14 protein-coding genes are annotated in these 11,649 nt (G+C 69.8%); 12 read left to right on the top strand and 2 right to left on the bottom strand.

The window, feature by feature from the left end; genetic code table 11:
• From argH to ACK4K7_RS01630, 6 genes are all read left to right on the top strand, one after another.
• A partial coding sequence (gene argH, locus ACK4K7_RS01655; RefSeq protein WP_431863402.1) for an argininosuccinate lyase occupies positions 1 to 1,119 on the top strand: 1,119 nt, incomplete at its 5' end.
• A complete protein-coding gene (locus ACK4K7_RS01650) occupies positions 1,116 to 1,367 on the top strand; it encodes a hypothetical protein (protein WP_431863401.1) in 252 nt (83 codons plus the stop codon). The genes argH and ACK4K7_RS01650, both read left to right, overlap by 4 nt.
• Complete coding sequence (gene lysA / locus ACK4K7_RS01645) at positions 1,367 to 2,650, top strand: diaminopimelate decarboxylase (RefSeq protein ID WP_431863400.1); 1,284 nt, start codon at positions 1,367 to 1,369, stop codon at positions 2,648 to 2,650. The genes ACK4K7_RS01650 and lysA overlap by 1 nt, the downstream gene beginning before the upstream one ends.
• On the top strand, positions 2,647 to 3,504 hold the full coding sequence (locus ACK4K7_RS01640; RefSeq protein WP_431863399.1) for a UTP--glucose-1-phosphate uridylyltransferase: 858 nt from the start codon (positions 2,647 to 2,649) through the stop codon (positions 3,502 to 3,504). The genes lysA and ACK4K7_RS01640 overlap by 4 nt, the downstream gene beginning before the upstream one ends.
• Before the next feature lies 1 nt (position 3,505).
• Entirely contained in the window at positions 3,506 to 4,459 is a 954-nt protein-coding gene (locus ACK4K7_RS01635; RefSeq protein WP_431863398.1) for a zinc transporter ZntB, read from the top strand.
• Positions 4,456 to 4,734: an HNH endonuclease gene (locus tag ACK4K7_RS01630; protein ID WP_431863397.1), complete on the top strand. Its 279-nt coding sequence runs from the start codon at positions 4,456 to 4,458 to the stop codon at positions 4,732 to 4,734. Before ACK4K7_RS01635 ends, ACK4K7_RS01630 begins: the two co-directional genes overlap by 4 nt.
• A 6-nt stretch (positions 4,735 to 4,740) precedes the next feature.
• On the opposite strand, the gene ACK4K7_RS01625 is transcribed toward ACK4K7_RS01630, so the two are convergent.
• Entirely contained in the window at positions 4,741 to 5,154 is a 414-nt protein-coding gene (locus ACK4K7_RS01625; protein WP_431863396.1) for a hypothetical protein, read from the bottom strand.
• 152 nt (positions 5,155 to 5,306) lie between these two features.
• Here ACK4K7_RS01625 and ACK4K7_RS01620 point away from each other — a divergent pair, with 152 nt between their 5' ends.
• Positions 5,307 to 6,923: an AbgT family transporter gene (locus ACK4K7_RS01620; protein WP_431863395.1), complete on the top strand. Its 1,617-nt coding sequence runs from the start codon at positions 5,307 to 5,309 to the stop codon at positions 6,921 to 6,923.
• Between the two features lie 9 nt (positions 6,924 to 6,932).
• Here ACK4K7_RS01620 and ACK4K7_RS01615 read toward each other — a convergent pair whose 3' ends face one another.
• Positions 6,933 to 7,499, bottom strand: a complete 567-nt coding sequence (locus ACK4K7_RS01615) for an HNH endonuclease (protein WP_431863394.1) — start codon at positions 7,497 to 7,499, stop codon at positions 6,933 to 6,935.
• Positions 7,500 to 7,678: 179 nt separating this feature from the next.
• Here ACK4K7_RS01615 and gluQRS point away from each other — a divergent pair, with 179 nt between their 5' ends.
• Genes gluQRS through egtD form a run of 5 tightly spaced genes read left to right on the top strand, consistent with a single transcriptional unit; the run spans position 7,679 to position 11,562 of the window.
• Positions 7,679 to 8,551: a tRNA glutamyl-Q(34) synthetase GluQRS gene (gene gluQRS, locus ACK4K7_RS01610; protein WP_431863393.1), complete on the top strand. Its 873-nt coding sequence runs from the start codon at positions 7,679 to 7,681 to the stop codon at positions 8,549 to 8,551.
• Between the two features lie 9 nt (positions 8,552 to 8,560).
• Complete coding sequence (locus tag ACK4K7_RS01605; protein WP_431863392.1) at positions 8,561 to 8,761, top strand: twin transmembrane helix small protein; 201 nt, start codon at positions 8,561 to 8,563, stop codon at positions 8,759 to 8,761.
• A gap of 1 nt (position 8,762) precedes the next feature.
• Positions 8,763 to 9,320 carry a cob(I)yrinic acid a,c-diamide adenosyltransferase gene (locus ACK4K7_RS01600; RefSeq protein WP_431863390.1) on the top strand — a complete coding sequence of 186 codons (558 nt, stop codon included), beginning with the start codon at positions 8,763 to 8,765 and terminating at the stop codon, positions 9,318 to 9,320.
• Between the two features lie 29 nt (positions 9,321 to 9,349).
• On the top strand, positions 9,350 to 10,603 hold the full coding sequence (egtB, locus tag ACK4K7_RS01595; protein WP_431863389.1) for an ergothioneine biosynthesis protein EgtB: 1,254 nt from the start codon (positions 9,350 to 9,352) through the stop codon (positions 10,601 to 10,603).
• On the top strand, positions 10,603 to 11,562 hold the full coding sequence (gene egtD, locus ACK4K7_RS01590) for an L-histidine N(alpha)-methyltransferase (RefSeq protein ID WP_431863623.1): 960 nt from the start codon (positions 10,603 to 10,605) through the stop codon (positions 11,560 to 11,562). The genes egtB and egtD overlap by 1 nt, the downstream gene beginning before the upstream one ends.
• Positions 11,563 to 11,649 lie beyond the last annotated feature (87 nt).

Here is an 11,649-nt window from a genome sequence, read left to right as displayed (position 1 = left end):
CGTTGCTGGGGGGGTTGGATGGGGCGGGTGGCCGGCCGCCTCCACACCGCCCGCTCGCGCAACGACCAGGTCGCGACCGACTTCCGCCTGTGGGTGCGGGACGCGAACGACGAGGCGACCGCGGCGCTGACCGCCTTCCAGCGCGCCCTGGTGACGCGGGCGGCCGAGCATGCCGAAACCGTGATGCCGGGCTTCACCCATCTCCAGGTCGCCCAGCCGGTGACGCTCGGCCATCATCTGATGGCCTATTACGAGATGGCGAAGCGCGACCGCTCCCGCTTCGCCGACGCGCGGGCGCGGATGAACGAGAGCCCGCTCGGCGCCGCCGCCCTGGCCGGCACCGGCTTTCCGATCGACCGCGAGGCGAGCGCGCTCGCTCTGGGCTTCGACCGGCCGACCTGCAATTCGCTGGATTCGGTGTCGGACCGCGACTTCGCGCTCGATTATCTGACGGCGGCGGCGCTCGCCTCGCTCCATCTCTCGCGTCTCGCCGAGGAGTTCATTCTCTGGGCGAGCCAGCCCTTCTCCTTCGTGACGCTGTCGGACAGCTTCTCGACCGGATCGTCGATCATGCCGCAAAAGCGCAACCCGGACGCGGCGGAGCTGGTGCGCGGCCATTCCGGCCGCATCCTCGGCGCGCTCGTCTCGCTGACGGTGACGATGAAGGGCCTGCCGCTCGCTTATTCGAAGGACATGCAGGACGACAAGCAGCCGGTGTTCGAGGCGCACGACCTGCTGATGCTGTCGATCGCGGCGATGACGGGGATGGTCGAGACTTCCCGCTTCAATCCGGACAGGATGCGCGCGGCGGCCGAAGCCGGACACGCGACCGCGACCGACCTTGCCGACTGGCTGGTGCGCGAGGCGGGCGTCCCGTTCCGCGAGGCGCACCACATCACCGGCCGCGCGGTGAAGCTGGCCGACGAGCTCGGCCTGCCGCTGTGGGAGCTGCCGCTGGACCGGTTGCGCGAGGTGGACGGGCGCATCGACCGTTCGGTTTTCGATGTCCTGTCGGTCGACGCGTCGGTAAGGAGCCGGACCAGCTTCGGCGGAACCGCGCCCGCGCAGGTGTGCAAGCGGATCGAGGCCGCCCGCCGGCATTTGGGGATGACGTCATGAAGATCGCCGCGATCCTGCCCGCCGCCCTGTTGCCCGCCGCCCTGCTGATCTCCGCCTGCGGCGCGCGCGGGCCGCTCGAGCCGCCGCCGGGCGAGCCGCTGCCGGTCGCGCCCGCTTTGGCCGGCCGGCCGCTCACCTCGGAGGAATTGCTGACGCCGCCGCCGGTCGCCCGCCCCGAGCGGGTGGACGAGCTCCTCACCCGCTCCGAGGAGCGCGAGGACGACCGCTTCGAGCTGCCGCCGCAATAATGGACCATTTCGAACTCAGGGACGGCGTCCTCCATTGCGAGGAGGTGCCGCTGGCGGACATCGCGGCGGCGGTCGGGACGCCGGTCTACGTCTATTCAACCGGCACCATCGAACGCCATGCCCGCGTGTTCCGCGAGGCGGTGGCGGCGACCGGCGACCCGCTGATCGCTTATGCGGTGAAGGCCAATCCCAACGCGGCGGTGCTGGCGACGCTGGCCCGCGCCGGCTTCGGCGCCGACGTGGTGTCGGGAGGCGAGCTGCAGCGCGCGCGCGCCGCCGGCGTCGCGGCCGACAAGATCGTCTTTTCCGGCGTCGGCAAGACCGAGGAGGAAATGGCGCTCGCCTGCATGGCGGGCATCTACCAGTTCAACCTGGAATCGGAGCCGGAGGCGGAGGCGCTGTCGGAGGTCGCCGTGCGGCTCGGCCGCCGCGCGCCGGTCGCCTTCCGGATCAATCCCGACGTCGACGCCGGCACCCATGCCAAGATTTCGACCGGCAAGTCAGAGAACAAGTTCGGCATTCCCGAAGCCCGCGCGCTCGCCGCCTATCGCCGCGCCTCGGCCTTGCCCGGCCTCGAGGTCCAGGGCATCGCCGTCCATATCGGCAGCCAGCTAATGCGGCTGGAACCGCTGGAGCGCGCCTTCGCCAAGATCGGTGCGCTGATCGGGGAGCTGCGCGCCGCCGGCTGCGACATAAGGGTCGCGGATCTGGGCGGCGGACTCGGCGTCCCCTACGATCCCGCCCAGGAGCCGCCGCCGAGCCCCGCCGAATATGGCGCGATGGTCGCGCGCGTCGCCCGGGATTGGGACGTGCGGCTGGTGTTCGAGCCGGGCCGCGTCATCGTCGGCAATGCCGGCGCGCTCGTCACCCGGGTGGTGCGGGTGAAGGAAGGCGCCGGCGATCCATTCGTGATCGTGGACGCCGGCATGAACGACCTGATGCGCCCCAGCCTCTACGACGCCTGGCACAACATCCGCGCCGTCGCGCCGCGCGGGAACAAGGTCAGCGCCAATGTGGTGGGCCCCGTCTGCGAGACCGGCGACACCTTCGCCACCGGCCGGTCGATGGACGACGTCCTCCCCGGCGATCTCGTCGCCTTCATGACAGCGGGCGCTTATGCCGCCACCATGGCCAGCACCTACAATTCGCGGCCGCTCACTCCCGAGGTGATGGTGTCGGGGAACCGATGGGCGGTGGTGCGCGATAGGCAGACCGTCGAGGCGCTGATCCGCGCCGACCGGATGCCGCCCTGGCTGTCCGAAGCGCAACAGGAGACAGAATGAAACCCGTCCGCAAGGCCGTCTTCCCCGTCGCCGGGCTCGGCACCCGCTCGCTGCCCGCCACCAAGGTGATGCCGAAGGAGATGCTGACGATCGTCGATCGCCCGCTGATCCAATATGCGGTGGAGGAAGCGCGCGAGGCGGGGATCGAGCAGATGATCTTCGTCACCGGCCGCGGCAAGGGCGCGCTCGAGGATCATTTCGACATCGCCTACGAGCTGGAAGCGACGATGAAGGCGCGGGGCAAGTCGCTGGAGCCGCTGGAGGCGACCCGCTTCCCGCCCGGCGCGGTGGTGTCGGTGCGCCAGCAGGAGCCGCTCGGCCTCGGCCATGCGGTGTGGTGCGCGCGCGACGTGGTCGGCGACGAGCCCTTCGCCGTCCTGCTGCCCGACGACCTGATGGTCGGCCGCCCCGGCTGCCTCGCCCAGATGGTCGAGGCCTATAACAAGGTCGGCGGCAACATCGTGTGCGCGCAGGACGTCGCGCCGGAGCGGACGGCGAGCTACGGGATCATCACGCCGGGCGCCCGCGACGGCCGCCTCACGGAAGTGAAGGGCCTGGTCGAAAAGCCGAAGCCCGAGGAGGCGCCCTCGACGCTGGGCGTGGTCGGCCGCTACATCCTGCAGCCCGAGATCATGGAGATCCTCGGCAATATCGGCAAAGGCGCGGGCGGCGAGATCCAGCTTACCGACGGCATGGCGGCGCTGATCGGCACCCAGCCGTTCCACGGCCTCACCTTCGACGGCGACCGCCACGATTGCGGCGACAGGACCGGCTTCGTCATCGCCAATCTGGCGCTCGGCCTCGCCCGCGACGATGTCGGCCCGGCGGTGCGGGCCTATCTGGCCGACCTGTAGGATGGAAGGCGCCCTCCTCGCCGAGGGCGGCGCGGTCCGCCCGCTTCAGCTGGAGGAGGCCGCATGCTGGCGCGGCGGCGGATTTCTGTGGGTGCATCTGGAGGGGCGGGACAGCGCCGACCTCTCCTTCCTCGCCCGGCAGCAAGACATTCCCGACATCGCCGCCAGCGCCTTGGTCGCACAGGAGACGCGCCCGCGCTGCGACCGGATCGAGGACGGGGCGATCGTCAACCTGCGCGGCCTCGGCATCGACGACACCGACGATTCCGACCGGCTGGTGTCGATCCGCATGTGGGTGCGCGAAGGCCGGGTGACGTCGGTCAGTCGCCGCACGCTCGCCGCGACCGCGCCGGTGCGGGCTGAGATGGCGGCGGGGCGGATCGTCGACCCGGGCGATCTCGTCGCCGCCTTCGCGCGCGCGATCAGCACGCAGCTCGATCCGGAAGTGGCGCGGCTCGGCGACACCCTCGACGATTGCGAGAGCGACCTTTCGCCGGCCGCCATCTACGCGCTGCGCCGTTCGATCACCCGCATCCGATCGGAGGCGATCGCGATGCGCCGCTTCGTCGCGCCGAACCGGGACGCGCTCCTTGCCCTGGCGGCGCAAGGCATCGACTGGCTGGCGGAGGAGGACCGGCTCCACATCCGCGAGGCGGCGGACCGCTTCGCGCGCATGGCCGAGGAACTGGAGGCGGTGCGCGAGCGCGCGGCGCTGCTCCACGAGCAGCTGACCGACCTGCGCGCCGAGCAGCTCGACCAGCGGGCGCTGCTCATCTCGATCGTCGCCTTCATCTTCCTGCCGCTGACCTTCATCACCGGCCTGCTCGGCATGAACGTCGAGGGGATACCCTATGCCGAGGCGCCCTGGGCCTTCTGGGGCGTGGTGATCTTCTGCATCACGGTCGGCGCGCTGGTGCTCGCCTGGTTCGCCAGGCGCCACTGGCTGCGGCGGTGAGCGAGGGCGCGGCCTGCTTCCTGTGCGGCCGGCCGCTCGGCCGGCGGGTGGAATGGCACCACCCAGTGCCCAAGAGCCGCGGCGGACGCGAGACGGTGCCCGTCCATCCGATCTGCCACCGCATCATCCACCGCACTCTTTCCAACCGCGAGCTCGAGCGCAGCCATTCGACGGCGGCGGCGCTTCGCCAGCATCCGGACATCCAGAGGTTCCTCGTCTGGATCGCCGACAAGGAGCCCGATTTCCACGCCCCCACCCGCCGCGCCCGCCGATGACGCGGCTCAGGCGCGGGCGCTGCGCGCCTCGCCGATCGCCCGCGCGACCGACACGGCCGACAGGAACAGCCGCTCCCGCGCGTCTTGCGGCAGCATCTCGCCGAGCAGCCGATCGAAGCCGGGCCGGTCGCCGGCGCGGCCGAGGCGCGCCATTTCGACGAGCGTCGCCTCGTCATGGCTGAGGCAGGCGCAGCAGGGCGGGCTGACCGCGAACTGATCGGGCCAGCAGGCGGCGATCTCCTCGAGCAGCAGCTGCAGATGGGCGGCGGCGCGGAGGGAGCCGAGCCGGCCGGCGAGCGCCTGCATCGGGCATTTGCCGGCCCGGCGCAGGGCCACCCAGGTCCTGAGCCCATGGGCGATCCGCGCCTCCTCCGGGGCGAGCGCGGTCACCTTCTCCCGCGCCAACAACGTCTCCAGCATGGCCTCTCCTTTCGGAGGCATGTTTATTGATAACGACTCGCAATAGCAATGCTCCGCGTGGTCTTGCTGGCGCTGGTCGGCCCGCAGGCGCAACGATCCGCCGAGCCGGGGATTGACCCCCGGAGCGCCGCTCGCGACCCGTGGAGCCCGTCATGACCGAACTGCCGAAACCCGCGGGCGCGCCCGCCATGCCCGACGCGCCGCCGGAGCGGCGCAACGCCTTCACCCGCTTCCTCGACTCGGTCGAATGGCTCGGCAACCTGCTGCCGCACCCCGTTACCCTGTTCGCGCTGCTGGCGGTGGGGATGGTGCTGCTCTCCGGCCTGTTCGGCTGGATGGGGCTGGCGGTGGAGGATCCGCGGCCGGTCGGCGCCGCCGGCCGGGCCGAGGACGGGATGATCCGAGCGGTCAGCCTGATGGACGGCGACGGGCTGCGGCGCATCTTCACCGGCATGGTCGGCAATTTCACCGGCTTCGCGCCGCTCGGCGTCGTGCTGGTGGCGATGCTGGGCATCGGCGTCGCGGAGAAATCGGGCATCCTGTCGGCGCTGGTGCGCGGCATCGTGCTCGGCGCCTCGCGCAACATGGTGACGGTGGCGATCGTGTTCGCCGGCGTCATCTCCAACACCGCCTCCGAACTCGGCTATGTGGTGCTGATCCCGCTGGCGGGCGCCGTCTTCTATTCGCTCGGCCGCCATCCGCTCGCCGGCATGGCCGCTGCCTTCGCCGGCGTGTCGGGCGGATATTCGGCCAACCTCCTGATCGGCACGATCGATCCGCTGCTCGCCGGCATCACCGAGGAAGCGGCGCAGCTCATCGACCCCGCTTATGCGGTCAACGCCACCGCCAGCTATTATTTCATGGTCGTCTCGACCTTCCTGGTCACCGTCGTCGGCTCGCTGGTCAGCATCTACATCGTCGAGCCCAAGCTCGGCGCCTATGACAACAGCCGCGCCGACCCGGAGATTCTGGACGGCGCGAGCGTCGCGCCGCTCGACGCGCGCGAGAAGAAGGGGTTGAAGGTCGCCGGCCTCGCCTTCCTGGGCGTGCTGGCGCTGATGGCGCTGACCCTGGTGCCGGACTGGGGCGTGCTGCGCGATCCGGAGACCGGGGACCAGCTGCGCTCGCCTTTCTTCACCGGCTTCGTGGTGTGGATCCTGTTCTTCTTCCTGGCCCTGGGCTTCGCCTACGGCCGGGTGGTCGGAACGGTGCGCAACGACCGCGACATCATCGACGGCATGGCCCACGGCCTCTCCACGCTCGGCCTCTACATCGTCATCGTCTTCTTCGCGGCGCAGTTCGTCGCCTTTTTCGGCTGGACCAATCTCGGCGCGATCACGGCGGTGAGCGGCGCCAATTTCCTCGACGACATGGGGCTGACAGGCCCCGCCTTGTTCGTGGGCTTCATCATCGTCTGCGCCTTCGTGAACCTGATGCTGGGATCGGCGTCGGCGCAATGGGCGATGACGGCGCCGATCTTCGTGCCGATGCTGATGCTGATCGGCTATTCGCCCGAAGTGATCCAGACCGCCTACCGGATCGGCGATTCCACCACCAACATCATCACGCCTATGATGAGCTATTTCGGCCTGATCCTCGCCTGGGCGACGCGCTACGACCGGGAAGTGGGCATCGGCACGATGATCGCGATGATGCTGCCTTATTCGATCTTCTTCACGATCGGCTGGATCGCGCTCTTCTTCCTGTGGGTGTTCGGCCTCGGCCTGCCGGTGGGCCCGGGATCGCCGACTTACTACGTCCCCGGCTGAGGGCCGGGATCAGGCCTCCAGTTCCACGTCCCAGTAGAGATAATCGCGCCAGCTCTGGTGAAGGTAATTGGGCGGAAAGCTGCGGCCATTATCCTGGAGCTGCCAGCTGGTCGGGCGGATCGGCCGACGGTGCAGCGCCATATGCGCCTCGGCCGGCGTGCGGCCGCCCTTGCGCAGGTTGCACGGCGCGCAGGCGGTGGTGACATTCTCCCACGTCGTCCGCCCGCCCTGGGCGCGCGGGATGACATGATCGAAGGTGAGCTCGCGCGGGTCGCCGCAATATTGGCAGCGGAAACGGTCGCGCAGGAACAGGTTGAAACGGGTGAAGGCCGGATATTCGGACGGCTTCACATATTGGCGCAGCGCGATCACCGAGGGGATCTGCATGGTGCGGGTCGGGCTGTGCACCTCCCGCTCGTAATTGGCGACGATGTCCACCCGCTCCAGGAAGACGGCCTTGACCGCGGTCTGCCACGGCCACAGGCTGAGCGGATAATAGCTGAGCGGGGTGTAATCCGCGTTCAGCACCAGTGCCGGACAGCTGTCGGGATGTCGGATGAGGTCTGGATGATACAAGTCAAAGGCCTCCCGTTTCGTGGAGAAGGAAACTCCCGAAACGCCGCCCCGGACCCGTCGCACTCAAGCCGGGAGAAATTGGCGCTTCGGCCGCTTCTCCTGCCCGGTCACGCTATGGCTGCCGTGCGTGACGCGGTCATGACACCATATGTGGCGACTCGCGGTCAAGGGCGGAGTTGATGCGCGCGCTCGTCACCCGCTTCGCGCCGAGCCCGACCGGGCGCCTGCACCTCGGCCACGCTTATTCCGCGATCCTCGCCCACGACGCCGCCCGCGACGCAGGCGGCCAGTTCCTGCTCCGGATCGAGGACATCGATCCCGGGCGCAGCCGCGCCGCCTTCGTCGACGGGATCATCGAGGACCTGCTCTGGCTCGGCCTGCAGCCGGACGGCGAGATCGTCTACCAGTCCGAACGGCTGCCTTTCTATGCCGCGGCCCTCGACCGGCTGAAGGCGGAAGGCCTCGTCTATCCCTGCTTCTGCACCCGATCGGCGATCGCGGCGGAAGTGGCGGCGAGCGCCTCGGCACCGCACGGCCCCGACGGCCCCCATTATCCAGGCATCTGCCGCCGCCTCTCGCCCGACGCGCGCGCCGCCCGCATGGCGGTGGAGCCGCACAGCTGGCGCCTCGACGTCGGGCAAGCCGCGAGCCGCGCCGGCCCGTTCTCCTGGCATGACGAACATGCCGGCGAAGTCGCGGCCGATCCGGCTTGTTTCGGCGACGTCGTGCTGGCCCGCAAGGACGCGCCGGTCAGCTATCATCTCGCCGTCACCGTCGACGACGCGGACCAGGGCGTCACCCATGTGATCCGCGGCCGCGACCTGTTCGCCGCCACCCACGTTCACCGGCTGCTGCAGGCGCTGCTCGGACTTCCGGTCCCGCTCTACCGCCACCACGGCTTGCTGATTGATGCCGAAGGCCGCCGCCTCGCCAAGCGGCACGGCGCCCCCACCATCGCCGATCTGCGCGCGGGCGGCGCCGATCCGGCGGCACTGGCGGCGGCGCTGCGCATGGGCCAAATGCCGGGTGGATATTCGCTCGCCAGCACCTAGATAGAGGCCATGCAGACCATCCTCATCATCCTCATCGCGCTGGCCGCCGGCGCGACCCTGTTCGTGCTCGTCAAGGGCGTGATCGGCATGGCGCAGGGCAAGGACATCACCGGGGTGCGCAGCCAGGAGCTGATGCGCAAGCGCGTCATGTTCCAGGCGGTCGCGATCATCCTCGTCGTCCTGCTGCTTCTCCTCGCGAGCGGCGGCTGAGTTGGTCCGGCTCACCAAGATCTACACCCGCACCGGCGACGGCGGCGAAACCGGCCTGGTCGACGGCTCCCGCATCTCCAAGGCCGCGCCGCTGATGGCGGCGATCGGCGATGTCGACGAAGCCAATTCGGCGATCGGCGTCGCCCTGCTCCACATCGACGACGAGGCGCACCGCCAGACGCTGCTGCGCATCCAGAACGAGCTGTTCGATCTCGGCGCCGACATCGCCACGCCGGCCGGCATCGAGGGCGCGCTGCGCATCCAGCCGGGCCAGGTCGAGCGGCTCGAGCGGGAGATCGACGCGATGAACGCGGAGCTGGAGCCGCTGCGCAGCTTCATCCTTCCCGGCGGCGGCGCAGGATCGGCGCACCTCCACCTCGCCCGCGCGATCGTGCGCCGGGCCGAACGGTCGCTGGTCGCGGCCGCCGCGGAGGGCGGCATCGGCGCGGACCCGCTTATCTATGTTAATCGTTTGTCCGATCATCTATTCGTGCTCGCGCGGCTCGTGGCGCGCGCCGGTCAGGGCGATCTCCTCTGGAGACCGGGCGCGACGCGATAGGTCCGCTCCCGCGGCCGGCCGGAGGTGACATGGCGACCAGGACCAGGATCGAACCCGCGGCGACCCTCGAGGCGCGCTTCGCCAAGACCCGCGCGCTGAGCCGCGCCATCGCCGCGCCTTTGTCCGACGCCGACGCGACGCTCCAGCCGATGCCGGACGCCTCGCCCGCCAAATGGCATCTCGCCCACACCACATGGTTCTTCGAGACCTTCGTGCTGCGCGACCATGTGCCGGGGCACCGCCCCTATGATCCGCGCTGGGCCTATCTGTTCAATTCCTATTATGACGGCGAAGGCGCGCGCCATGCCCGCGACCGCCGGGGCATGCTGAGCCGCCCCACCCTCGCGGAGCTGATCGGCTATCGCGCGGCGGTGGACGAAGCGGTCGCCGCCGCCTTGCCCCGCCTTCCCGACGAGGCGCTGGCGCTGGTCGAGCTCGGCATCCAGCACGAACAGCAGCATCAGGAGCTGATGCTGATGGATCTCACCGCCACCTTCTTCGCCAATCCGCTGCTGCCCGCCCTCTGGCCGGAGGCGCCGTCCGCTCCCGCCGCCGCCGCGCTGCCCGGCGACATCGGGTGGATCAAGGGCCGCGAGGGAGCGGTCGGCATCGGCCATAACGGCGGCGGATTCGCCTTCGACTGCGAAGGACCGCGCCACGACGTGCTCCTCCATCCGCATCAACTGGCCGACCGGCTGGTCACCAATGCCGAATGGATCGCCTTCATCGAGGATGGCGGCTACCGGAACCCCTTGCTGTGGCTGTCGGACGGCTGGGCGTGGCGCTGCGCCGAGGAGGTGGAGGCGCCGCTCTACTGGCGCCGCGGCGCGGAGGGCTGGGAGCGGTTCGCGCTCGACGGGATGAAGCCGCTTTCGCCGGTCGAGCCCGTCTCCCATATTTCCTGCTACGAGGCCGACGCCTTCGCCCGCTGGGCCGGGGCGCGGCTTCCGACCGAGTTCGAATGGGAAGCGGCGGCGGCGTCGGGCGATCCGGATCGGGGAAACCAGCTCGACGGCGCCGGCCCTGTCCGTCCGCGCGGGGGAACGGCTCTGTTCGGCGATCTGTGGGTTTGGACGCAAAGCGCCTTTTCACCCTATCCCGGCTTCCGGCCGGCGGCCGGCACGGTGGGAGAATATAACGGCAAGTTCATGTGCGGGCAGATGGTGCTGCGCGGCGGCAGCTGCGCCACGCCGCGCGGCCACCTGCGCGCCAGCTACCGCAACTTCTTCTATCCGCACCAGCGCTGGATGTTCTCCGGCCTGCGGCTCGCCCGCGACCTGTGATGCACGGACGCGCCACGGACGCCGATCCGGCCTTCCGCGCCGACGTGCTGGCCGGCCTGTCGGCGCCGATCAAGGCCGTGCCCGCCCGCTGGCTCTATGATCTGCGCGGCTCGGAACTGTTCGAGGAGATCACCCGCCTCCCCGAATATTATCCGACCCGGGTGGAGACCGGCCTGCTGGAGCGGCATTGCGGCGAAGTGGCGGAGATTGCCGGCACGGGCGACGCGGTCGTCGAATTCGGCTCCGGATCCTCCACCAAGACGCCGATCCTGCTCCGCGCCGTCGCGCCTTCCGCCTATGTCCCCATCGACATTTCGGGCGCCTTCCTGCGCGAAGCGGCCGACGCGCTGCGGGGCCGGTTTCCGGACCTTCCGATCCATCCGGTGGAAGGCGATTTCATGCGCGCCATCGCGCTTCCCCGGGAGATCGAGGGCGCGACGCGGCTCGGCTTCTTTCCCGGCTCCACCATCGGCAACATGGTCGCCCGCACCGCCGTCGATCTGCTGCGGGCGATGAAGGACACGCTGGGGGTCGGCGCCTTCCTTCTGATCGGGATGGACCGGATCAAGCAGGTCGACGTGCTGCTGCGCGCCTATGACGACGCGGCCGGTGTCACGGCCGAATTCAACCTCAACCTGCTGCGCCGCATCAACCGGGAGCTGGAGGGCAACGTGCCGGTCGACCGCTTCCGCCACCGCGCATTGTGGAACGATGCACTGGCACGCATAGAAATGCATCTCGAGGCGATGGCCGACGTCGCCTTCACCGTCGCGGGCCGGCGCTTCGAGATGAAGGCCGGCGAGACCATCCACACCGAGAACAGCCACAAATACGGCGTCCGCGAGGCCCGCCTGCTGCTCGCCGCGGCCGGCTGGGGCGTGGCGAAGGAATGGACCGATGCGGAGGAGCGTTTCGCCCTGCTCCTCGCCCGCGCCGAACCACCCCGCTCCGCGCCGTGAACCCGCAATCCTCCCTGTCGCCGCAGGCGATGGGGAGGGGGACCGCACGAAGTGCGGTGGAGGGGCCGACAGCGCCCGTCGCCCCTC

It is taken from the genome of Allosphingosinicella sp. (assembly GCF_046295735.1).
In the GTDB taxonomy this organism is placed as follows: Bacteria; Pseudomonadota; Alphaproteobacteria; order Sphingomonadales; family Sphingomonadaceae; genus Allosphingosinicella.
This window is presented reverse-complemented; position numbering and strand designations above follow the sequence as displayed.